Consider the following 23,333-nt stretch of genomic DNA (forward strand, 5'->3'; position numbering starts at 1 on the left):
CTTTCCCCGCAGGCTAGGCGCGCGAGCCCGACCCGGGCACGCGCCGTTCGGTAGTGGTCCGGCCGTGTCGTTTGTCCGCGGCGGACATAGGGGGGTGGGCGGGGGTGGGGGAGGGGCGACACCCCGGCGGGCGCGGGCCGGTCAACCACGTGCTGACGCCGGGCAGTCGCCATACTGTGTCTCAACGTATTGCAGTTGCAATACGTTGAGCGGCGCATACGCACATCGGTCCTGGCTGGTCAGGGGGCAGGAGCTCATGGACACCGACGGCACGTACGAGGCGCGGGGCGATGCGAGGGCCGGTTCGCCGGGCGACCGGCGGGACGACTCCCACGGCCCCCAAGCCCATCCCGTGCCCCGCCCGGCGGGGCCGCCGCCTCCCATGCCGCCCTCGATGCCCCCGCCGACGGTTCCCCCGGCCGCCACCGGCTCCCGCCCGAGGCCCGTGGAACCGCCACCCGCCCCGGAACACCGGCCCGTCACCGGACCGACGCTGCGTGACTGGCTGCACGTCCCCCGCGTCGACGCGGGTCCGGGGACCTGGGCGTACGGCCATGTCGTGCGGGCGGAACAGGAGCCGGAGAGCGCACCCCTGCGCCAGCTCGTCAGCGGAGCCCTGATCTCACTCCTCGCGGGAGTGCTCCTCTGGTCGCTGATCTACAACGGTTATCTCGGCAGTATCTGGGTCTGGCCGCTCCTCGCGTTCACCCCCGACTCCTGGCCGGGGACCACCACGGGCGAGACCTCCCTCAAGGTCTACTACGCACTGATGATCATCGTGATGCTCGTCGTCTTCGGCCGCCTAGGCCGCTGGGCCGAGCTCGCCCGCCGCGTCCTCGGCCACCGCACCCGGACCGCCGCGACCGCCCCCGCCCCGCCAGGACCCGAGGACGACCTCGCCGAGTGGCCCGAGCTGCGGGCCGCCGGGCAGGGTGAGATCGCCGCGCGGCTCGCCGCCGCGGTGCGGGACGGGCGGATGAACGACGTCGACTACATCCGGATCCGCCGCGCCTGGCAGTCCGTACGGGCCGATCCCTCCCGGCTCACCGCCTTCACCGACGAGGTCCGCGCGCACGGCGCGGCGGCCTGCGTCCACCCCTCCCACGCCCGCGACCTCCCCGTCCGCGCGGCCCGGCACGACCTGCTCGGGCGTCAGGTCCTGCTCGGCACGGTCCAGGACGGGCAGCGCAACCCGTACGCCCGCCGCGGGACCGGACTGGCCCTCGACCCCGACCTGCTCGGGACCTCACTGCTGGCCGTCGGCCCGCCCGGCACGGGCAAGACCCGCGCCCTCGTCCGCCCCGTCGTCGAGTCGCTCGCCCTCCAGGCCCTCGCCGGACGCGCCGCCGTCATCGCCGTCTGCGCCACCGGCACCCGCCTCGGCCCCGACGACGCGTACGACGTCGTCGTCAGCCTCGGCGACCCCGCCTCCGCCTACGACCTCGACCTGTACGGCGGCACCAACGACCCGGACGAAGCCGCGACGCTCCTGGCCGAAGGCCTGGTCGGCGACCTCGCCGACACCGACGGCCGGCGGGCCACCACCGCCCTCGCCCAGCTGCTCGGACCCTTCCGGGCCGCCCACGACCGCCTGCCGTCGGTACCGGAACTGCGGGAACTGCTCGACGGCGAACCCACCGCCCTGGCCGCCCTGCGCGAGGCGCTCGACACCAAGGGCCAGTACGGCATGCGGCGCGAACTCGACACCAGGGAACGGCAGTCGGGCACCCCCGGCGACCCGGGACCCGCGCTGGCCGACCGGATCGCGCTGCTCGACCGCCCGGCCTTCGCCGGATTCTTCGACACCAGCGGCCGGACCAGGCCCTTCTCCCTGCGCACCCTGGAGCACCCGCTGCGGGTCCGCATCGACCTGCCCGAGCGCGGCCACGCCGAGGCCTCCCGGCTGCTGGCCCGGCTCATCCTTGCCCAGTTCACCGCCAACGCCGCGGCCCGGGCCGACCGTTCGCTCTTCGCCTGCCTCGTCCTGGACGACGCGACCCGTACCCTCACCGCCGAGACACTGCGCGGCGTACAGCGACTGCGGTCCGCCAACGCGGGCGCCGTGCTCACCCTCCGTACGCTCGATGACGTACCGGAAGCACTGCACACCTCCCTGCTCGGGGCCGTCGGCTGCCGGATGGCCTTCTCCGGGATCACTACCTGGGACGGCAAGCGGTTCGCCGAGGCGTGGGGCACCGAATGGGTGGAGACCCGGGACGTCACCCAGCGCACGGTCTTCGCGGACCAGCCGCTGACCAGAGCCATCCACGCCTTCCGCAAGCTGGTCACCGGCAAGGCCGTGACGACGGACGCGGTGACCGTACGGCAGGTCGAACGCGAGCGGTGGTCCGCCTCGGACCTGGCGCACGCGGTTCCCGCGGGGCACGCCGTGCTGTCGCTGCGCACGGTGGGCGGCGAGCACGCGCCGCCGCTGCTGGTGGATCTGGGCGGCTGAGACCGGTACGTCGTTCGTACAAGCTGGCAGGATTGGGGTACGCCGTTCGTACGGGACGGCGTACTCGCCCGCCGGTTTCCCGGACGTCCCCGACGTTCCCAGACAAAGGCCTACGGTCCCGCCATGCCGCCCACGCTCGCCTCGCTCGTGCAGCACTCGGCCCTCCACCTCACGGTGCGCGCGGGCGAGGACCGGCTGCGGACGCCCGTGCGCTGGGCCCACGCCAGCGAGCTCGCCGACCCCGTCCCGTACATGGAGGGCGGCGAACTGCTCCTCGTCACGGCCACGACGCTGGACGCCGAGGACCCGGAGGCCATGACGGCGTACGTACGGCGGCTCGTCGGCGCGGGGGTCGCCGGGCTCGGCTTCGCGGTGGGCGTGAACTACGACTCCGTCCCGGAGGCGCTGGTCGCCGCGGCGCGCGCGGAAGGGCTGCCCCTGCTCGAAGTGCCCCGGCGCACGCCCTTCCTGGCGATCAGCAAGGCCGTGTCGGCGGCGATCGCGGCGGACCAGTACCGCGCCGTCACGGCGGGCTTCGAGGCCCAGCGCGAACTGACCCGCGCCGCGCTCGCCGACGGCCCCGCCGCGCTGCTCACCCGGCTCGCCGCGCATGTGGACGGCTGGGCGGCGCTGTACGACGCGACCGGCGCGGTTGTCGCCGCCGCGCCGGAGTGGGCGGCGCGGCGCGCGGCCCGGCTGACGGCCGACGTGGAGCGGCTGCGGGAGCGGCCCGCGCCGGCGAGCGTCGTTGTCGGGGACCCGGGCCACGGCGACGGCGCCGAGGACCGCGTCGAACTCCAGTCCCTGGGCACGGGCCGCCGGACCGGCGGAGCACTGGCGGTCGGCACGGGCGCGGCGCTGGGCACCGCCGAGCGGTACGCCGTGCACTCGGCGGTCGCGCTCCTCACGCTGACGACCGAGCGGTCGCGGGCCCTCCAGGAGGCCGAGCAGCGGCTCGGGGCGGCGGTGCTGCGGATGCTGCTGTCCGGGCAGCCCGACCACGCGCGCTCCGTCGCGGGCGAACTGTACGGCGGGCTCCTCGACGCGCCGTTCCGCCTGCTGATCGCGGAACCGGAGTCCGACACGACGGAGCCGGGCGCGCTGGAGGCCCTGTCGGACACGCTGGAGGCGGCGGGGGCGCGGGCGGGCGAGGCGGTGCTGGCGGTACCGGACGGGGAGCGGCTCGCGGTGCTCGCGGTGGACGGGGGCGCGGTGGTGGCGTCCGCCGCGCGTCTGGGGGAGCGTGCGGTCGACGGGCCCGACGCGGTCGGCGGCGTCGTGATCGGGCTCTCGGCGCCCACGGGGCCCATCGCGGTGGGCGGCGCGTACAAACAGGCCGAGGCGGCGCTGTCGGTGGCGCGGCGGCGGGGCCGAGCGCTGGTCGAGCACGAGGAGCTGGCCGCGGGCTCGATCCTGCCCCTGCTCGCGGACGACGCGGTGCGGGCGTTCGCGGACGGGATGCTGCGGGCGCTGTACGAACACGACACGAAGGGCCGGGGCGACCTGGTGGCCTCACTCCGGGCCTGGCTCTCCCGCCACGGCCAGTGGGACGCGGCGGCGGCGGATCTGGGCGTCCACCGGCATACGCTCCGCTATCGGATGCGGAGGGTGGAGGAGATCCTGGGGCGCTCCCTGGACGACCCGGACGTCCGGATGGAGCTGTGGCTGTCGCTGAAGACGACGGAGCGGTAGCTTCCGCCACGGTGTCCGTTGCGGTTACTAATGTCCTCAATCGCCGGACGGGCTTAAAGACCCGGGGTGGGCCGGGTTGTTTTGGCGCGGGCCCGGAAGGGGGACGGGCAGGGGTCGTGTCCGGAACGTAGAGCGTGTTTTGTGTCGCATGGCGACCGTTGCTAAGACAAGGTGCTGAACGCGACGTAAAACATGCAGTGCAGGACACGACCCCTGACCGGCCCCCGGCAACAACCCGCACACAAAAACGCGGCCCGCAGCGGGCAAAATCAAGCCCGTCCGGCGATTGAGGACAACACGAACCGCAACCCGGTCACCGAGAACGCGCGGCCCACCGGCCCCAGAACGCAACCCGGTCACCAGGCGGGCAGCCCACCAAAGCGGCGTCCTCGAACCCAGGACCACTCCACCTCGGCCAACAACACCACACGCCCCCGCCCCTACCGTTGACCCATGACTCCCACCACCGCCTTCTGGCTCGCCGGCCGCCAGGCCACCGGCGAGGACACCTTCGACGTGACCTCCCCCTGGGACGGCCGTCACGTCGGCACCGTCGCCGTGCCGACCGAGGAGCAGGTCGAGGAGGCCGTCGCGGCCGCCCACGCCGTGCGCGGCACATTCGCCGCGACGCCCGCCCACACCCGGGCCACCGCCCTCGACCACGTGTCACGCCGCCTCGGCGAACGCGTGGAGGAGATCGCCCGCCTCATCTCCGCCGAGAACGGCAAGCCCCTCAAGTGGGCCAGGGGCGAGGTCGGCCGCGCCGTCTCCGTGTTCCGGTTCGCCGCCGAGGAGGCCCGCCGGTTCAACGGCGGCGAGGCGCAGCGCCTCGACACCGACGCGGGCGGCGCCGGCCGCCTCGCGCTGACCCGGCGTTTCCCCAAGGGCGTCGTCCTCGGCATCGCGCCGTTCAACTTCCCGCTCAACCTCTGCGCCCACAAGGTCGCCCCCGCCCTCGCCGTCGGCACCCCGATCATCCTCAAGCCCGCCCCGGCGACCCCCCTGTCCGCGCTGCTCCTCGGCGAGCTGCTGGCCGAGACGGACCTGCCGGCCGGCGCCTGGTCGGTCCTGCCCGTGCCGAACGACCGGATGCCCGCCCTCGTCCAGGACGAACGGCTGCCGGTGATCTCGTTCACGGGCTCCGACAAGGTCGGCTACGCGATCATGGACTCCGTCCCCCGCAAGCACTGCACGCTCGAACTCGGCGGCAACGGCGCCGCCGTCGTCCTCGCCGACTTCGCGAGCGACCAGGACCTCGACCACGCGGCGGCCCGCATCGCCACGTTCTCGAACTACCAGGGCGGCCAGTCCTGCATCTCCGTACAGCGCGTGATCGCGGACGCGGCCGTCCACGAGCGGCTCGTGCCGAGGATCGTCGCCGCCGTCGAGGCCCAGGTCACCGGCGACCCGTCCGACGACACCACCGACGTCGGCCCGCTCGTCAGCGAGGAGGCCGCCCGGCGCGTCGAGTCCTGGGTCGACGAAGCCGTACAGGCGGGCGCCCGGCTGCTCACGGGCGGCAAGCGCGACGGCTCCTCGTACGCGCCCACCGTCCTCGCCGACGTCCCCGACGACGTCACACTCGCCCGCGAGGAGGTCTTCGGCCCGGTTCTCACCCTCCGCAGCGTGACGGGCGAGGAAGCCGCCTTCGAGGCCGTGAACGAGTCCAAGTACGGCCTCCAGGCAGGGGTGTTCACCCACGACCTCCAGGCCGCCTTCCGCGCCCACCGCGCCCTGGAGGTCGGCGGCGTGATCATCGGTGACGTCCCCTCGTACCGCGCCGACCAGATGCCGTACGGCGGAGCCAAGCAGTCCGGCGTCGGCCGGGAGGGCGTGCGGTTCGCGATGGAGGACTACACCTACGAGCGCGTGATGGTTCTGACGGGCCTCGCTCTCTAGCGGGCGCCCGCAGCGTGTGGTGGGCCGATCGATTGGTCGGCCCACCACTGGTGCGTCTGTCGGATATCGGGTAGATACGGACGAGTAGAACCGGCCGGTACACGTCCATCGCTCCCGACATCGCGGCGAGGTGAGTTCCTCATGTCCGCCCCATCCGTCCCCTCAGAAGCATCCGCACCGAAGGACCCGCAGGGCAGGCCCACAGTCTCCGAGCGTGAGGCCCGACAGGTCGCCGAGGACGCCCGCGAGCAGGGCTGGCGCAAGCCCAGTTTCGCCAAGGAGATGTTCCTCGGCCGCTTCCGGCTCGACCTCATCCACCCGCACCCCGTGCCCGCGTCCGAGGACGTCAGGCGGGGGGAGGCGTTCCTGGCGAAGCTGCGTGAGTTCTGCGACCGGGAGATCGACGGCGCCCTGATCGAGCGCGAGGCCAGGATCCCCGACGAGGTGATCGCCGGCCTCAAGGAGCTGGGCGCGCTCGGCATGAAGATCGACGTCAAGTACGGCGGTCTCGGCCTCACCCAGGTGTACTACAACAAGGCGCTATCCCTCGTCGGGTCCGCGAACCCCGCCGTCGGCGCGCTGCTCTCCGCCCATCAGTCGATCGGCGTACCGCAGCCGCTCAAGATGTTCGGCACCCAGGAGCAGAAGGACACCTTCCTGCCGCGCCTGGCCCGTACGGACATCTCGGCCTTCCTGCTCACCGAGCCCGACGTGGGCTCCGACCCCGCCAGGCTGGCGACCACGGCCGTCCCGGACGGCGACGACTACGTGCTCGACGGCGTGAAGCTGTGGACCACCAACGGCGTGGTCGCCGACCTCCTCGTGGTGATGGCCCGGGTGCCGAAGGCCGAGGGCCGCAAGGGCGGCATCACGGCGTTTGTCGTCGAGGCCGACTCCCCGGGCATCACGGTCGAGCACCGCAACGCCTTCATGGGCCTGCGCGGCCTGGAGAACGGCGTGACCCGCTTCCACCAGGTCCGCGTCCCGGCGGCGAACCGCATCGGGGAGGAGGGCGCGGGTCTCAAGATCGCCCTCACCACCCTCAACACCGGACGCCTCTCCCTGCCCGCCATGTGCGTCGGCGCGGGCAAGTGGTGCCTCAAGGTCGCCCGCGAGTGGTCGGGGGCCCGCGAGCAGTGGGGCAGGCCGGTCGCCCGCCACGAGGCCGTGGGCGAGAAGATCTCCTTCATCGCGGCGACCACGTTCGCGCTGGAGGCGGTGGTCGACCTCTCCTCGCAGATGGCCGACGAGGACCGCAACGACATCCGGATCGAAGCCGCCCTGGCCAAGCTGTACGGCTCCGAGATGGGCTGGCGGATGGCCGACGAACTGGTCCAGATCCGCGGCGGCCGGGGCTTCGAGACCGCCGAGTCGCTGTCGGCGCGCGGCGAACGGGCCGTCCCCGCCGAGCAGATGCTCAGGGACATGCGCATCAACCGCATCTTCGAGGGCTCGACGGAGATCATGCACCTGCTGATCGCCCGCGAGGCCGTCGATGCCCACCTCGCGGTGGCCGGCGACATCATCGATCCCGACAAGTCCTTCTCGGACAAGGCGAAGGCGGGCGCGCAGGCGGGCAGGTTCTACGCCCGCTGGCTGCCCAAGCTGGTCGCCGGGACGGGCCAACTGCCGGGCTCATACGCGGAGTTCCACCCGAGCGGGCATGCCGACCTGTCGGTCCACCTGCGGTACGTCGAGCGGACCTCGCGCAAGCTCGCCCGGTCCACGTTCTACGCGATGTCCCGCTGGCAGGGCCGCATGGAGACCAAACAGGGCTTCCTGGGGCGGATCGTGGACATCGGCGCGGAGATCTTCGCGATGAGCGCGGCCTGTGTACGGGCCGAGATGCTGCGCACCGGCGGCGACCACGGCCGCGAGGCGTACCAACTGGCCGACGTCTTCTGCCGCCAGGCCAGGATCCGGGTCGAGGAGCTGTTCACGCGGCTCTGGTCCAACACGGACGAGATCGACCGCAAGGTCGTGGACGGCGTCCTGTCCGGTACGTACACCTGGCTGGAGGAAGGCATCGTCGACCCCAGCGGGGACGGCCCCTGGATCGCGGACGCGACACCGGGCCCGTCCGGGCGGGAGAACGTCCACCGCCGGATCGGCTGACCCGGCGGGGGAGGTGGTGGGAGTGGCGAGAGGGCCGCGTCCGTGACAACGGACGCGGCCCTCTCGTGCTGCCGGGCAGTGGGCGGCTAGTTGAACGGGTCGAGCGTGATGTACGCCTGCTGCGGGTTGCCGTCGTTCACCAGCGACTCGTGCGCGCCGACGTCGTCGAAGGCGAAGGCGTACGCCTTGCCGTCGGCCATCCGGTCGTGGAGCAGCCGGGCGTAGTGGTTGGTCACCGCGTCCTTGTAGAAGCCCGCCGCGCTCGTGTCCGGCTGGTTGGGGTTGGTCAGCAGCGTGGAGCGGTTGAACCCGGCGCACAGGGTGCGCGAGATCGGCCCGCGGACCAGGTCGTTGGGCGCGTCCAGCAGTTTGTAGCAGCCGAAGATGCTGTCGGAGTCCGGCTTCTGGAAGGACGTGACCACGGCCCCCGCGCTGTTGGTGAAGTTCATGACGTTGCCGGAGACCCGCCCGAAGTACTTGGTGTTCGGCTGGTCCGTGAACGGGGTCACCGTCAGAGTCGAGGACGCGTACTTCGTCCAGACCCGATTGATGTAGTCGTTCATGACCGTGGCGGACAGTGCGCCCGACCCCACGCCGTGGCCGGGCGAGAGCGCGCGCAGGACCGTTCCGTCGGACCGGGTCTGGATCAGGCCGCCCCAGCCGGACTGGGCGCGCAGCGCGGTGTAGAAGCCGTTGTAGCCGCCGGGCTTGAGGTGCCCGGTGGACTTCGTGGTGCCGTTGGGGATCTTGACCCCGACCGCGTACGGCGCCGAGAACATGTCGACCTGGGTGCTGTTGATCCAGATGCCGGCGTCGTTGAGCGTGTACTCGGTCCAGTTGAAGAGGATGTTCCGGTTCGGGTCGGCCGGGTTTTGGACCGCGGGCTGCACGAGACCGCCGGTGGTCAGCCTGAAGACGAGTTTCTGACCGTACGAGAAGTAGACCCGGCCGGAGAACTTCGGCAGCCGGATCGTCTTGGACTGCCCGTTGGCGGGCCCGGTGATCGACGCGTCGGGCGCGGGGGTCGGCGGGTTCCCGCCGGCGGGCCAGGCGTGGAACGTGCCGTTCTCGTCGGCCCAGCCCTGCTGACCCGTGGTGAGCAGGGTGCCGAGGTTGTAGACGTAGACCGGGTCCGTGCGCCCGGAGTTGTTGGTGAGGGTGAGAGGGATCGTCGTCGGGACGGCGGCCTCGGCGGGTTCCGCCGGTCCCGCGGCGGTGAACCCCGCGGCGAGGATCACCGCGGCCGCCAGGGGCGCCAGCACCTTCTTCAGGGAGAGCACGCTCTGCCTCCTGCACTGTGGGGGTCGAGGGGTTGAGAGCGCTCTCAGAATCGATCCGGAGGGTGGTCATGTCAATGGACATGACATAACTGCCCACCCCGGACGGCCCCCGCCCCGGCCCCGGAAACCGCTGGGCGCGCGCCCGCCCACCGCGTATCGTCTCGGCGGGCTTCCGGCCCGTGCACGGCGACGGACACGAGGACACGGCGAGGAACAGGGTGACGCGATGACGGACTTCGGCCTGGTGGACGACCCCTCCCGCTGGCAGGCGGGATTCGAGCGGCGGCTGCGCGCGGCGTACGGCTCCGCCGGGCACCCGGCCGCCGCCGTGGAGCGCCGAATCGAGGAGGTCCGGGCCGGGGCGGCCCGCCGGACGGTCGCCGAACTGACCGCGGACGGCGGCGGGACGGTGGGCTTTGTCGCCGTGTCCCTGGACGAGGACGAACCGGGCCCCTCCCTCACCGGCCGGCTCGTGGACCTCTGGATCGATCCCGCGCACCGCGGGCAGGGGCACGGAGAGGCCGCCCGTACGTGGGCCGAGGGCCGGTGCGCGGCGGCGGGGGCGGCCCGGCTGACCGTACAACTCACCGGGGCTGACCCGCTGTTCGCGCACTACTCCGTCCGGGGCCAGACCCGCCTGCGCCACCTCGCCGGGCCGGACCGGGACGTGACGCCGGTCCGGGAGGCCGCGCCGGTCCGGGAGGCCGCGCCGGTCCGGGAGGCCGCGCCGGTCCGCGAGGCCGCGCCGGTCCGCGAAGCCGCGCCCGTCCGCGAGGCCGGCCCGGTCCGCAGGGCCGGGGCCGCCCTGACCGCCCGCCGGATGACGGCGGACGAATACGGGCCCTGGCTGGTGGCGGGCAAGGACGAGTACGTCGCCGACATCGTCCGCTCCGGGTCCCTCACCCCCGGCGAGGCGCGGGCCAAGTCCGACCGAGACTTCGCGGACCTCCTGCCCGCCGGACTGGCCACCCCCGACCACAACATCGTCGTCCTGGAGGCGGCGGGCGCCCCGGTCGGCACCCTCTGGCTCAAGCATCACCACCTGCCGGGAGTGACCTTCGGCTTCTCCCTGGAGATCGACGAGAGCCGGCGGGGCAAAGGGTTCGGCCACGCGTCGATGGCGGTCGCCGAGAGCGAGACGCTCGGCGCGGGCGACTCGGCGCTGATGTTCAACGTGTTCGGCGGGAACACCGTCGCGATGGGCCTGTACGACGCGTCGGGCTACCGCGTGATCCTGGAGCACCGCTACACCGCGCTGCCGCGCGCGACACCCGGCGCCGCGTTGTGAGCGGGCCGCCCCCGTGCCGCACAATCGAGCCTCGGCCGTCGTGATCAACGCGGCGGTGCCGACACAACAGGGGGAGACACATGGCCGGGGCAGTGCGGCGCGGCGGGCGTGGGCGTGGGCCGGGGCGTGGACGCCTGGCGGTGGCCGTGCTCGCCGTGGGCGTCCTGGCCGGTGTCGCCGGATGTGACGGCGGCGGTACGACCGACAGCAAGCCGTCCCCGTCCGCCGCCCCGGCGGGCCCGCCGCCCCGCACCGAGCGCCAACTGACCGCCGCCGCCCTCTCCGACGGCGAGCGGGCGGGCGCCTACACCGTGTCCACGTACCCCCTCGGCGGCCCGCTGGACACGGACTACACCGCCGCCCCCGCCGTCTGCCAGCCCCTCGTCAGCCTCGCCCCCGGCGTCAGCGGATTCCGTCCCGCCGCCGAGGTCGGCCGCCGGGCCGAGGACCCCCGCGAGAAGCTCGGCGTCACCGTGGACGTCCGACTGCGCTCGTACGCGGGACAGGGCGCCGCCCGGGTCATGAAGGCCCTCACCACCGCGGGCCGCGCCTGCGCCGGCGGATTCACCGAGGACCGGCTCTCCCTCGTGCGGGCGAAATACCTCGCGACGGAAACGGTCAAGGCGCCGCACCTGGGGGACGACTCCGTCGCGTACCGCTTCACGATCCTCGACGTCCGGGGCAAGAAGAAGCTGTACGAATACCTGACCGTCGTACAGTCCGGCTCCACCACTCTCTCCTTCCGCGCCGAGGTCACCGGCACGAAGGACATCGGCGCGGTGCCCGTCGACGTGATCCGCGCCCAGTGGGCCAAGTTCGACGCCTCCTGACCGGCTCCGGACGGCACCCGGCCGGGGTTCGCGGGTCATGATTCGGTCGTGTGGAGGGGCGCGCTGTCCTGACGCGGCGCCGATGGGGCAAGAATGGGGCCCATGAGCGACAGCCCAGCCCCTCTCGCGGACCCGCACATCGCCTTCGACCCGGCAGAAGGCCGCCGGGACATCGTCGTCCTCGGCTCGACAGGCTCCATCGGCACCCAGGCCATCGACCTGGTCCTGCGCAACCCCGACCGCTTCCGCGTCACCGCGCTGTCCGCCGCGGGCGGCCGGGTGGCGCTGCTCGCCGGACAGGCGCGGCGGCTCGGAGTGCGTACGGTCGCCGTCGCGCGCGAGGACGCCGTGCCCGCGCTCAGAGAGGCCCTGCGGGCGGAGTACGGTCCGGGCCAGCCCCTCCCCGAGATCCTCGCGGGACCGGAGGCGGCCACCGAGCTCGCCGCGTCCGACTGCCACACCGTGCTCAACGGCATCACCGGCTCCATCGGCCTCGCCCCCACCCTGGCCGCCCTCCGGGCCGGCCGCACCCTCGCCCTCGCCAACAAGGAATCGCTGATCGTCGGCGGCCCCCTGGTCAGGGCCGTGGCGAGACCGGGCCAGATCATCCCCGTCGACTCCGAACACGCCGCGCTCTTCCAGGCGCTGGCCGCCGGCACCCGCGCCGACGTCCGCAAGCTGGTCGTGACGGCCTCCGGCGGACCCTTCCGGGGCCGTACGAGAGCGGAGCTGGCGGACGTCACCCCCGAGGACGCCCTCGCCCACCCCACCTGGGCCATGGGCCCGGTGATCACGATCAACTCGGCGACCCTCGTCAACAAGGGGCTTGAGGTCATCGAGGCACATCTGCTGTACGACATCCCCTTCGAACGCATCGAGGTCGTCGTCCACCCGCAGTCGTACGTCCACTCCATGGTGGAGTTCACCGACGGCTCCACCCTGGCCCAGGCCACCCCGCCCGACATGGGCGGACCGATCGCCGTCGGACTCGGCTGGCCCCGGCGCGTACCGGACGCGGCCCCCGCCTTCGACTGGACCACGGCGTCGGCCTGGGAGTTCTTCCCTCTCGACACCGAGGCCTTCCCCTCGGTGGGACTGGCCCGGCACGTCGGTACGCTCGGGGGCACGGCTCCCGCGGTGTTCAACGCCGCGAACGAGGAGTGCGTGGACGCTTTCCTGGGGGGCCGGCTCCCGTTCAACGGCATCATGGACACGGTCACCGAGGTCGTCGCGGAGCACGGGAATCCCCTCACGGGAACCTCGCTCACCGTGCCGGACGTCCTTGAAGCGGAGACCTGGGCCCGAGCCCGGGCCCGGGAACTCGCGGTAAAGGCGACAGCGGAGGCTCGCGCATGACGATCCTGTTGACGATTCTCGGCATCGCCGTCTTCGCCGTGGGACTGCTGATCTCCATCGCCTGGCACGAACTCGGCCACCTCTCCACGGCGAAGCTCTTCGGCATCCGCGTGCCCCAGTACATGGTCGGCTTCGGGCCGACGGTGTGGTCACGCAAGAAGGGCGACACCGAGTACGGCCTCAAGGCCATCCCGCTCGGCGGCTACATCCGGATGATCGGCATGTTCCCGCCCGACGCCCAGGGCCGTATCGAGGCCAGGTCCACCTCGCCGTGGCGGGGGATGATAGAAGACGCGCGCTCCGCGGCCTTCGAGGAGCTGGAGCCGGGCGACGAGACGCGCCTCTTCTACACACGCAAGCCGTGGAAACGCGTCATCGTGATGTTCGCGGGCCCGTTCATGAACCTGATCCTCGCCGTCGCGATCTTCCTCGGCGTGTCCATGAGCTTCGGCTTCGCGACCCAGACCACCAAGGTCGCCGGTGTCCCGAAGTGCGTCATCCAGCAGAGCCAGAACCGCGAGACGTGCGCCAAGAGCGACCCCATGTCACCGGGGTACGCCGCGGGACTCCGTACCAACGACCGGATCGTGGCCTTCAACGGGCAGCCCGTCAAGGACTGGTCGGCGCTCTCCGACCTGATCCGCAAGACCACAGGACCCGCGACGATCACCGTCGACCGCGACGGCACGGACAAGGTGCTGCACGCCACCCTCGTCTCCAACCAGGTCCTCGCGAAGGACTCCGACGGGCAGGCCATAGAGGGCAAGTACGTCACGGCGGGCTACCTCGGCTTCATCTCCGCCTCGGAGATCGTCCCGCTCTCCTTCACCGACTCCGTCGACCGGATGGGGACGATGCTCCAGGACGGCGTCGACTCGATCGTCGCCCTCCCGTCCAAGATCCCCGATCTGTGGAACGCGGCCTTCGACGGCGGTGAGCGCAAGGCCGACTCACCGGTCGGCGTGGTCGGCGCGGCCCGCATCAGCGGCGAGGTGATGAACCTCGACCAGCCGACGCCGAACCTGATCGCGACCCTGCTCTTCGTGGTCGCGAGCTTCAACCTCTCGCTGTTCCTCTTCAACATGCTGCCGCTGCTGCCACTCGACGGCGGGCACATCGCGGGAGCGCTCTGGGAAGCGGCCAGGCGGAACCTGGCCCGGCTCTTCAAGCGGCCCGACCCCGGTCCGTTCGACGTCGCGAAACTGATGCCCGTGGCCTATGTCGTCGCCGGCATCTTCATCTGCTTCACCGTGCTCGTCCTGATCGCCGACGTGGTCAACCCCGTCAAGATCAGCTGATTCTCCCGCTTCGCCACGGCCGGACACCTTTCGTGTCCGGCCGTTGGCCTTTGGGTGGACTTTTCGCGGCGATGTGCCCGGGCGTGGCGCGGTGGCGTAATCTCGGGGTCCGGAGCCCGCGGGTCCCGGGCGATCAGCCCGCCCGACCCGTCGGCCCGAACAGCCGGCCCGACCAGCCCGTCCGATCCGCATCTGAACCACACCTTGGGGTTGCACACCAGATGACTGCAATTTCTCTCGGAATGCCCGCCGTTCCGACGAAGCTCGCCGAACGAAGGGTCAGCCGCAAGATCCAGGTCGGATCGGTCGCGGTCGGCGGGGACGCGCCGGTGTCGGTGCAGTCGATGACGACCACCCGTACGTCGGACATCGGCGCGACGCTCCAGCAGATCGCGGAGCTGACCGCCTCCGGCTGCCAGATCGTCCGGGTGGCGTGCCCGACGCAGGACGACGCGGACGCGCTGGCGACCATCGCCCGCAAGTCGCAGATCCCGGTGATCGCCGACATCCACTTCCAGCCGAAGTACGTCTTCGCGGCGATCGACGCGGGCTGCGCGGCGGTACGGGTGAACCCGGGCAACATCAAGCAGTTCGACGACAAGGTCAAGGAGATCGCGAAGGCGGCCCGGGAGACCCGGACGCCCATCCGGATCGGTGTGAACGCCGGATCCCTGGACGCGCGCCTCCTCAAGAAGTACGGCAAGGCCACCCCCGAGGCCCTCGTCGAGTCGGCGCTGTGGGAAGCCTCGCTCTTCGAGGAGCACGGCTTCCAGGACATCAAGATCTCGGTCAAGCACAACGACCCCGTCGTGATGGTCAACGCCTACCGCCAGCTCGCCGCCCAGTGCGACTACCCGCTGCACCTCGGCGTCACCGAGGCCGGACCGGCGTTCCAGGGCACGATCAAGTCCGCCGTCGCGTTCGGCGCGCTGCTCAGCGAGGGCATCGGCGACACGATCCGCGTCTCCCTGTCCGCCCCGCCGGCGGAGGAGGTCAAGGTCGGCATCCAGATCCTGGAGTCGCTCAACCTCAAGCAGCGCCGCCTGGAGATCGTCTCCTGCCCGTCCTGCGGCCGCGCCCAGGTCGACGTCTACAAGCTCGCGGACGAGGTGACGGCGGGCCTCGACGGCATGGAGGTGCCGCTGCGCGTCGCCGTCATGGGCTGTGTCGTCAACGGACCGGGCGAGGCGCGCGAGGCCGACCTCGGCGTCGCCTCCGGCAACGGCAAGGGGCAGATCTTCGTCAAGGGCGAGATCATCAAGACCGTCCCCGAGTCGAAGATCGTGGAGACCCTCATCGAAGAGGCCATGAAGATCGCCGAGCAGATGGAGCGCGACGGCATCCCCTCCGGCGAGCCCGAGGTCTCCGTCTCCGGCTGACCGGACGGCCGCCCGCCGCGATCCGGCCGGCATCCCCCTCACCGAACCCCCACCGAACTCCCACCGGATCCCGCGGCCCCGTCCCACCAGGGCCGCGGGATCCGCTGCCCGGGGGGCGGCGCTCCGCCCAGCCGCCAGGTACAGTGCGGAGATCAGCAGACCGTTCGGTGAGGCCCTCGTGTTGACGCACACCACCACCCGGGTCCTCGAACCCAGCGAACTCGGCGCGGCGCTCGCCATCCTGGAGAGCGATCCCGTCACGAACGCCTTCGTGACCTCCCGCGTGCAGGTCGCCGGGCTCGACCCCTGGCGCCTCGGCGGCGAGATGTGGGGCTGGTACGCGGACGGGCGCCTGCGCTCGCTCTGCTACTCCGGCGCCAACCTCGTCCCCATCTGCGCCACCCCCGAAGCCGTACGCGGCTTCGCCGACCGTGCCCGCAGGACCGGCCGCCGCTGCTCCTCCATCGTCGGGCCCGTCGCGGCCACCACCCAGCTCTGGCGCCTGCTCGAACCCAACTGGGGCCCGGCCCGCGAGGTCCGCGCCAACCAGCCGCTGATGGTCACCGAACACCTCCCCGCGTACGTGCCGCCCGACCCTCTCGTCCGCCGGATCCGCAAGGACGAGCTGGACGTGATCATGCCGGCGTGTGTCGCCATGTTCACCGAGGAGGTCGGCGTCTCCCCGCTGGCCGGCGACGGCGGGCTGCTGTACCAGGCGCGGGTCGCCGAACTCGTGGGCGCGGGACGGTCGTTCGCGCGGATCGAGGACGGCAAGGTCGTCTTCAAGGCCGAGATCGGCGCCGCCACCCCGCGCGCCTGCCAGATCCAGGGCGTCTGGGTCGACCCCGCCCACCGGGGCCGGGGCCTGTCGGAGACCGGCATGGCCGCCGTCGTACGGTACGCGCTCGCCGATGTCGCGCCCGTGGTGAGCCTGTACGTCAACGACTACAACACCCCCGCCAGGGCCGCCTACCGCCGCGTCGGCTTCCGCGAGGTCGGCGCGTTCATGAGCGTGCTGTTCTGAGCGTGCCGCGCGGTCAGTAGGGTTCGGCCCATGCTGAGCATCCCCGGGGACAACCCCCGGATCCCCGACGTACGGGTGGGCCCCGTCGACCTCGCCGCCCGCGTCGACGAGGCACTCGCTGTGCAGGCGCTCGCCTTCGGGCTCAGCGACGACGAGATCGAGGTACGCCGCCACATCGTGCTGCGGCACCTGATGTACCCCGGTTGCCGCGCGCTCGGCGCGACCACGGACGAGGGCCGCCTCGTCGGATTTGTGTACGGGCTGCCGAACGACCGCGCGCACTGGTGGTCCTCGGTCGTCGAGCCGTACCTGCGCTCGGCGGGCACCGACAGCTGGCTGGACGACACGTTCGTGATCACCGAACTCCACGTCCACCCCGGCTTCCAGGCCCGGGGCATCGGCCGCGCCCTGATCACCACCCTCACCGACGCCGCCGCCCAGCCCCGGTCGATCCTGTCCGCGATCGACATCGAGAGCCCCGCCCGGCGGCTGTACCGCATGCTCGGGTACGAGGATCTCGCGCGGCGCGTGCTGTTCCCGAGCGCCCCGAAGCCGTACGCGGTGATGGGCGCGCCCCTGCCCCTGCGGCGGCCCTAGCGGGCGAGCCCCCGACCCGGCCCGCAGATTACTGATTACCGCCCGCCCGTGCCGCCCGGCTAACCTCCAGGCATCAGCCGAGAGAACGCAGGAGTGCTCCCCATGTCCCAGGTCCAGCGCATGTCCCGATTGATGGCCAAGACATTGCGCGACGACCCGGCGGACGCCGAGACCCTCAGCCACAAGCTGCTCGTCCGCGCCGGTTACGTACGCCGCACCTCCGCCGGCATCTGGAGCTGGCTGCCCCTGGGCAAGAAGGTGCTCGACAACATCTCGCGCGTCGTCCGCGAGGAGATGGACGCGATCGGCGCCCAGGAAGTGCTGCTGCCCGCGCTGCTGCCCAGGGAGCCGTACGAGGCGAGCGGGCGCTGGGACGAGTACGGCGACCTGCTGTTCCGCCTCAAGGACCGCAAGGGCGCGGACTACCTGCTCGGCCCGACGCACGAGGAGATCTTCACCCAGCTGGTCAAGGACCAGTGCTCGTCCTACAAGGACCTGCCGGTGATGCTCTACCAGATCCAGACCAAGTACCGCGACGAGGCCAGGCCCCGCTCGGGCGTGCTGCGCGGGCGCGAGTTCCAGATGAAGGACTCGTACTCCTTCGACACCACGGACGAGGGCCTCGCCGAGTCGTACGCGCTGCACCGCGCCGCGTATCAGAAGATCTTCGCCCGCATCGGCCTCGACTTCCGGATCGTCTCGGCGGTGTCCGGCGCGATGGGCGGTTCCGCGTCGGAGGAGTTCCTGGCGCCGGCGGCGGCGGGCGAGGACACGTTCGTGGACTGCCCGAACTGCGACTACGCGGCCAACACGGAAGCCGTCACCTTCGCCTTCACCCCGCCCGCCGAGGCCGTCGAGCACGGGCCCGTCGAGGAGCTGGACACCCCCGACACCCCGACCATCGAGACGCTGGCCGCGCACCTCGGCGTGCCCGCCTCCGCGACGCTGAAGAACCTGCTCGTCAAGATCGACGGCGAGATCACGGCGGTGGGCGTGCCCGGCGACCGCGAGGTCGACCTCGGCAAGCTCGGCGAGCACCTCGCGCCGGCGGTCGTGGAGGTCGTGACGGCCGAGGACTTCGAGGAGCGGCCCGACCTCGTACGCGGTTACGTCGGCCCCCAGGGCCTCAAGATCCGCTACATCGCCGACCCCCGGATCGCGGCGGGCACCGCGTGGGTGACGGGCGCGAACAAGCCCGACACCCACGCGCGCAACGTCGTGGCCGGGCGGGACTTCGAGGTCGACGAGTACCTGGACGTCGTCGTGGTCGAGGAGGGCGACCCCTGCCCCTCGTGCGGTACGGGCCTCAAGCTCGACCGCGCGATCGAGATCGGTCACATCTTCCAGCTCGGCCGCAAGTACGCCGACACCTTCCAGCTCGACGTACTGGGCCAGCAGGGCAAGCCCGTGCGCGTGACCATGGGCTCGTACGGCATCGGCGTCTCGCGCGCGGTCGCCGCGCTGGCCGAACAGTCCGCCGACGACAAGGGCCTGTGCTGGCCGCAGGAGATCGCGCCGGCGGACGTGCACGTGGTCGCGGCGGGCAAGGCGCTCCAGACGGAACTGGCGCTGGACGTCGCCGAGCAGCTGGCGGCGGCGGGGCTGCGGGTGCTGGTGGACGAGCGGGCCGGTGTCTCGCCGGGCGTGAAGTTCACGGACGCGGAACTGATCGGCGTACCGCACATCCTGGTGGCGGGGCGCCGTTCGGCGGAGGGCGTGGTGGAACTGAAGGACCGCCGCACGGGGGAGAAGGAGGAGCTCACGGTGGCGGACGCGGTGGCGCGCCTGCGCGCGTAGCGCGCGTCCTGGGCTCCGGCCCGGGGCCCCCGGGGGCCCCGCCTCGGACCTCCGTCCCGGACCCACACCGGGCCGCAGCCCGCACCCGCTTCGGGGGCTCCGCCCCCGGACCCCCGCGCCTCAATCGCCGGCGGGGCTTGGTGTGCCCTTCGGGCATGAGCCCCGTCCGGGGGTGTTGAGTCCGGTTTCGGGGCTCCGCTGGCGTACCTGCTTCGGGGGCTCTGCCCCCGGGCCCCCGCGCCTCGATCGCCGGCGGGGCTTGGTGTGTCCTCCGGGCATGAGCCCCGTCCGGTGGTGCCGAGCCCCGTTTCGGGACTTCCCCGGGGCTGCTCCGGCACTCGGCCCGCGCACCCGCTTCGGGGGCTCTGTCCCTGGGCCCCCGCGCCTCGATCGCCGGCGGGGCTTGGTGTGCCTTCCGGGCATCAGCCCCGCCGGTGGTAGCCGGCGTCGCTGGAGACTTTGATCCCGCTGGGCCCTTCGCGCCCGCAGGGGCGATCGGCGCTGAGCGCACACTCAAGCCCGTCCGGCGATTGAGGACAAACGCGCGCAACGAGCGCGGGCGGGAACAGGGCGGCCCGCTCCGTCCAGCTGGACCCCACGCGCGTTCGGGGCCGCGCTACAGCCAGCTCGCGTACTCCAGCAAGACCTCCGCGTTCGGGCGATGCCCCAGCGCCAGCGCACGCGTGCCCGACTCCACCGCACGGAACAGCGCCCAGCCCCGCAGCCGGTCCTGATCCATGTCCAGGGACTCCGCCAGCCGGCGGACACGGCGGCGTGTCGACGAGGCGCCCGGGGCCGCCGCCACCAGGTCCTCCACCCGGTCCCGCGCCAACCGCGCCAAGTCGTACGCGCGCTCCCCGGTCAGCGGCTCCGGGCCGACCGCCAGCCACGGCGACCGGTCGCCCGCCAGCACCTTGCCCTGCCGGAACGCGCCGTGCAGCAGCAGCGTCTCCGTCGCCGACGCGCACAGCTCGTCGCGGGCCGCGAGCGCCGCCGTGATCAGCGGGGCCAGCCCCACGTCCGCCGCCGCGGCCGCCCGCATCGCCGACGCCTGGCGCGCGGTCCGGTCCGCCACCGACTCGAAGCCGTGTTCCGGCGGCGGCGCGACCCACAGCTTCCGTACCGTGTCCGCCGCCTCCAGCAGCGACTTCGCCTCCGGCAGCGAGCGCAGGGACATCTCCGGATGCAGCCGCTCCAGCAGCAGCGAAGTGTCGGTGGTGTCCAGCAGCTCCGCCGCCCCCCAGCCCTTCCACCGCGCCAGCGCCGCCTGTTCCAGGGAGGGCGCGGCGAAGGGCGGGACGATCTTCAGCGTCGCGGGGGAGCCGTCGGAACGCCGTACCAGCAGCACCAGACCGCTGCGCCCGCCCGGCTCCACCACCCGCTCCACGGTCAGCCCGTGGTACGTCACGGCCTCGGCCGCCAGCGCGGGCAGCCCGGCCAGCCAGGCGGCGGCCCGGTCGCCGTACGTCTCGCCCAGCGTGCGGACCAGGCGTTCCGGCGGTTCAGAAGCGAAAGCCATACGTACCTTTCGTCAGCTCTCAGCGTCGCTCGGCGAGCCCGGGAAAGGTCACGCCGCTGCCGCGCCAGCGGACCGCCCGTACCGCCGCCTCCCGGAGCGCGCCCGCGGCCTCCCGCCGCGCGGGGCCCTCCGAGGCCCGGACCAGGTCGGAGTAGACGTCCGCGACCCGGTCCTCCAGCTCGGCGGCGAGCCGGACGGCCGCGGCCCGGTCGGGGACCGCGAACGGCAGAGCGTACGCGGCCGCCGCCACGGCGGGCTCACCGCCCAGGTCACGCACGGTCCTGGCGAGCGCGTCCCGGCGGGCCCGGTGCGCGGCGTACGCGGCGGTGGCCTCGGCGCCGCGGTCCTCGCCCACCCGGGCGCCGACGATCCCGTACCCGTACACGGCGGCGTGCTCCGCCGCCAGGGCCGCCTGCGTCGCGTCCAGCGTGCCGGTGCTCACGAGACGGAACCTTTCGTCAGCAGATAGACGTGCGCGGCGCCGGCCGCGGCGAGCGAGGCGAGGAGACGGGCCAGTTCGGGCGGGGCGTCCAGCAGCGCGGCGGAGTGCGCGTCGGCGGTACGGCGCTCCGCCGCGGCCAGCGTCTTCACCGCGTCGGCGGGATCGTCCGCGATCGCGAGCGCCCCCGCCGCCGTCGCGGACGCCGAGGGGGGAGAGGACGAGGGGGCGGGAGGAGGGGAGGGCGTGGCCGGGGTGAGCGCCCTCACGTGCGCGGCCACCGCCGTACGCAGCGGCGTCAGCGCGCCCGCCAGGTCGGGGTGCCGGTCCAGGACCGCGTCGTACTCGACCAGCAGTGCCCGGCTGTCCCGCGCGGCGCGCAGGCGCCGGGTGTCGTCCGCCTTCTTCACCGCCGCGGGGCCGGGACCCTCCGAGGAGCAGGCGGTCAGCAGCCCCGCTCCTCCGGCGATGAGGGCATGCCTGCGTGTTGTCCCCGTGCGCCCCACGCGTCTCTCCTCGGGCTCGCGATGATCACCGCAGGCGAGCGTACCCGCGGGTCACCCTCCGGTGGACGGCAACACCCCCCGGGACCGGATACCCTTTGATCTGACACACGACGATCCCACAACAGCACACGCGGCCGAGGAGTCACCCGGATGAGCACCACCGAGAGCGAGAGGCTGCGCGTACTGCTGGAGCCGCTCGTCAGCGCGAAGGACCTCGATCTGGAAGAGGTCGAGGTGGCCCGGGCCGGCCGGCGTCGTGTGCTGAGGGTCGTGGTCGACTCCGACGAGGGCGTGGACCTCGACGCGTGCGCCGAGCTGAGCCGTGACATCTCCGACGAGCTCGACGAGACCGACGCCATGGGCGAGGGCGAGTACCAGCTCGAGGTGACCTCCCCGGGTGCCGAGCGACCGCTGACCGAGCGCCGCCACTACGTGCGCGCCGTCGGCAGGCTCGCCCGGTTCCAGCTGGACGAGGGCGACGAGTTCGTCGCCCGCATCCTCACCGTGGACGACGAAGGACTCGACCTCGAAGTGCCCGGTGTGAAGGGGCGCAAGCCCACCGCCCGGCGCGCCGAGTTCGCGCGGATCGCCAAGGCGCGCGTGGAGCTCGAGTTCAACCGCAAGGACAAGAAGGAAGAGGAGGCGTAGCCGTGGACATCGATGTGAAGCTCCTGAAGGGCTTGGCGCAGGAGAAGGAGATCGCCTTCGACCTGCTGGTCGAGGCGATCGAGTCGGCCCTCCTCATCGCGTACCACCGCACCGACGGCAGCCGCCGCCAGGCCCGGGTCGTGCTGAGCCGGGAGAACGGCCACGTCACGGTGTGGGCCAAGGAGGACCCGGCGGACCTGGAGGAGGGGCAGGAGGCCAGGGAGTTCGACGACACCCCGTCGGACTTCGGCCGGATCGCCGCCACCACCGCCCGCCAGGTCATCCAGCAGCGGCTGCGGGACGCCGAGAACGACGTCACCTTCGGCGAGTACGCGCGCCGCGAGGGCGATGTGGTCGCCGGCATGGTCCAGCAGGGCAAGGACCCCAAGAACGTTTTGGTCCGGCTGGACGACAAGATGGAGGCCATCCTCCCCGTACAGGAGCAGGTCCCGGGCGAGCAGTACACCCACGGCCTGCGGCTGCGCACGTACGTCGTCCGTGTGGTCAAGGGGGTACGCGGGCCTTCGGTCACGCTGTCCCGTACGCACCCCAACCTCGTGCGCAAGCTCTTCGCGCTGGAGGTCCCCGAGATCGCCGACGGCTCCGTCGTGATCGAGGCGATCGCCCGCGAGGCCGGCCACCGTACGAAGATCGCCGTCCGGTCGACACGATCCGGTCTCAATGCCAAGGGCGCCTGCATCGGCCCGATGGGCGCCCGGGTCCGCAATGTCATGGCCGAACTGCTCGGCGAGAAGATCGACATCGTGGACTGGTCGGACGATCCGGCGGAGATGGTGGCCAACGCCCTGTCGCCCGCCCGGGTCAGCAAGGTCGAGGTCGTCGACCTCGGCGCCCGCTCGGCGCGGGTGACCGTGCCGGACTACCAGCTGTCCCTGGCGATCGGCAAGGAAGGGCAGAACGCCCGCCTGGCCGCCCGTCTCACCGGCTGGCGCATCGACATCCGGCCGGACACGGAGGAGCCGAGCGAGAGCGACGCCGAGACCGACCGGGGCCGCGACCGCGGCGGCGACTGGGACCGCGAGCGTGACGGCGGACCCGACCGGGACCGGGAGCGCGGCCGTACCGCGGACCGCGGCGGCGACCGGAGCCGGCCCTAGACCGGACCGGAGCAGAGGCTGGACCGGAAGATCTCCCCGGCCCTGGGACGGCACCGGGAGATCTTTTCGGTCAGAGTTGCCCGTCGGCGGGCG

Annotated in this window: 18 protein-coding genes; 14 read left to right on the plus strand and 4 right to left on the minus strand. The window is 72.4% G+C overall.

Features of this window, described 5'->3' with window-relative positions; all coding sequences use genetic code 11:
• The first annotated feature begins 256 nt into the window (after window positions 1-256).
• The 4 genes from ACIO1C_RS28595 (at window position 257) to ACIO1C_RS28610 (ending at window position 8,161) form a co-directional block, all read left to right on the plus strand.
• Window positions 257-2,455 carry an ATP-binding protein gene (locus ACIO1C_RS28595; protein ID WP_401868569.1) on the plus strand — a complete coding sequence of 733 codons (2,199 nt, stop codon included), beginning with the start codon at window positions 257-259 and terminating at the stop codon, window positions 2,453-2,455.
• 123 nt (window positions 2,456-2,578) lie between these two features.
• Window positions 2,579-4,147 carry a PucR family transcriptional regulator gene (locus ACIO1C_RS28600; protein ID WP_401868571.1) on the plus strand — a complete coding sequence of 523 codons (1,569 nt, stop codon included), beginning with the start codon at window positions 2,579-2,581 and terminating at the stop codon, window positions 4,145-4,147.
• Window positions 4,148-4,600: 453 nt separating this feature from the next.
• On the plus strand, window positions 4,601-6,046 hold the full coding sequence (locus ACIO1C_RS28605) for an aldehyde dehydrogenase family protein (protein WP_401868574.1): 1,446 nt from the start codon (window positions 4,601-4,603) through the stop codon (window positions 6,044-6,046).
• Between the two features lie 141 nt (window positions 6,047-6,187).
• The gene (locus tag ACIO1C_RS28610) at window positions 6,188-8,161 is read left to right on the plus strand and encodes an acyl-CoA dehydrogenase family protein (protein WP_401868577.1); all 1,974 of its coding nucleotides are present in this window, start codon (window positions 6,188-6,190) and stop codon (window positions 8,159-8,161) included.
• A gap of 86 nt (window positions 8,162-8,247) precedes the next feature.
• Here the strand turns inward: ACIO1C_RS28610 and ACIO1C_RS28615 are convergent, their stop codons facing one another.
• Window positions 8,248-9,441 (minus strand): glycoside hydrolase family 64 protein, encoded by a 1,194-nt coding sequence (locus ACIO1C_RS28615; RefSeq protein WP_401868580.1) that lies wholly within the window; start codon window positions 9,439-9,441, stop codon window positions 8,248-8,250.
• A gap of 226 nt (window positions 9,442-9,667) precedes the next feature.
• On the opposite strand from ACIO1C_RS28615, the gene ACIO1C_RS28620 reads away from it, so the two are divergent.
• From ACIO1C_RS28620 to ACIO1C_RS28655, 8 genes are all read left to right on the plus strand, one after another.
• Complete coding sequence (locus ACIO1C_RS28620; protein WP_401868582.1) at window positions 9,668-10,729, plus strand: GNAT family N-acetyltransferase; 1,062 nt, start codon at window positions 9,668-9,670, stop codon at window positions 10,727-10,729.
• A gap of 140 nt (window positions 10,730-10,869) precedes the next feature.
• The gene (locus ACIO1C_RS28625; protein ID WP_401868585.1) at window positions 10,870-11,559 is read left to right on the plus strand and encodes a hypothetical protein; all 690 of its coding nucleotides are present in this window, start codon (window positions 10,870-10,872) and stop codon (window positions 11,557-11,559) included.
• Window positions 11,560-11,652: 93 nt separating this feature from the next.
• Window positions 11,653-12,915 (plus strand): 1-deoxy-D-xylulose-5-phosphate reductoisomerase, encoded by a 1,263-nt coding sequence (dxr, locus tag ACIO1C_RS28630; RefSeq protein ID WP_401868587.1) that lies wholly within the window; start codon window positions 11,653-11,655, stop codon window positions 12,913-12,915.
• Window positions 12,912-14,213 (plus strand): M50 family metallopeptidase, encoded by a 1,302-nt coding sequence (locus ACIO1C_RS28635; RefSeq protein ID WP_401868590.1) that lies wholly within the window; start codon window positions 12,912-12,914, stop codon window positions 14,211-14,213. Before dxr ends, ACIO1C_RS28635 begins: the two co-directional genes overlap by 4 nt.
• A gap of 221 nt (window positions 14,214-14,434) precedes the next feature.
• Complete coding sequence (gene ispG / locus ACIO1C_RS28640; protein ID WP_161309630.1) at window positions 14,435-15,592, plus strand: flavodoxin-dependent (E)-4-hydroxy-3-methylbut-2-enyl-diphosphate synthase; 1,158 nt, start codon at window positions 14,435-14,437, stop codon at window positions 15,590-15,592.
• Window positions 15,593-15,770: 178 nt separating this feature from the next.
• The gene (locus tag ACIO1C_RS28645) at window positions 15,771-16,616 is read left to right on the plus strand and encodes a GNAT family N-acetyltransferase (protein WP_401868593.1); all 846 of its coding nucleotides are present in this window, start codon (window positions 15,771-15,773) and stop codon (window positions 16,614-16,616) included.
• A gap of 30 nt (window positions 16,617-16,646) precedes the next feature.
• Window positions 16,647-17,213: a GNAT family N-acetyltransferase gene (locus ACIO1C_RS28650; protein WP_401868595.1), complete on the plus strand. Its 567-nt coding sequence runs from the start codon at window positions 16,647-16,649 to the stop codon at window positions 17,211-17,213.
• 102 nt (window positions 17,214-17,315) lie between these two features.
• Complete coding sequence (locus ACIO1C_RS28655; protein WP_401868597.1) at window positions 17,316-19,010, plus strand: proline--tRNA ligase; 1,695 nt, start codon at window positions 17,316-17,318, stop codon at window positions 19,008-19,010.
• A gap of 616 nt (window positions 19,011-19,626) precedes the next feature.
• Here ACIO1C_RS28655 and ACIO1C_RS28660 read toward each other — a convergent pair.
• Genes ACIO1C_RS28660 through ACIO1C_RS28670 form a run of 3 tightly spaced genes read right to left on the minus strand, consistent with a single transcriptional unit; the run spans window position 19,627 to window position 21,474 of the window.
• Complete coding sequence (locus ACIO1C_RS28660; protein WP_401868600.1) at window positions 19,627-20,529, minus strand: aminoglycoside phosphotransferase family protein; 903 nt, start codon at window positions 20,527-20,529, stop codon at window positions 19,627-19,629.
• 19 nt (window positions 20,530-20,548) lie between these two features.
• Complete coding sequence (locus ACIO1C_RS28665; RefSeq protein ID WP_401868603.1) at window positions 20,549-20,971, minus strand: ferritin-like domain-containing protein; 423 nt, start codon at window positions 20,969-20,971, stop codon at window positions 20,549-20,551.
• Window positions 20,968-21,474 (minus strand): hypothetical protein, encoded by a 507-nt coding sequence (locus tag ACIO1C_RS28670; RefSeq protein WP_401868606.1) that lies wholly within the window; start codon window positions 21,472-21,474, stop codon window positions 20,968-20,970. Before ACIO1C_RS28670 ends, ACIO1C_RS28665 begins: the two co-directional genes overlap by 4 nt.
• 150 nt (window positions 21,475-21,624) lie before the next feature.
• On the opposite strand from ACIO1C_RS28670, the gene rimP reads away from it, so the two are divergent.
• Both rimP and nusA read left to right on the plus strand, forming a co-directional pair.
• Window positions 21,625-22,122: a ribosome maturation factor RimP gene (gene rimP, locus ACIO1C_RS28675; protein ID WP_327234220.1), complete on the plus strand. Its 498-nt coding sequence runs from the start codon at window positions 21,625-21,627 to the stop codon at window positions 22,120-22,122.
• 2 nt (window positions 22,123-22,124) lie between these two features.
• The gene (gene nusA / locus ACIO1C_RS28680; RefSeq protein ID WP_401868609.1) at window positions 22,125-23,240 is read left to right on the plus strand and encodes a transcription termination factor NusA; all 1,116 of its coding nucleotides are present in this window, start codon (window positions 22,125-22,127) and stop codon (window positions 23,238-23,240) included.
• The last annotated feature ends 93 nt before the right edge of the window (window positions 23,241-23,333 follow it).

The sequence above is a fragment of the Streptomyces sp. NPDC087420 genome (assembly GCF_044744165.1).
Taxonomy (GTDB): domain Bacteria; phylum Actinomycetota; class Actinomycetes; order Streptomycetales; family Streptomycetaceae; genus Streptomyces.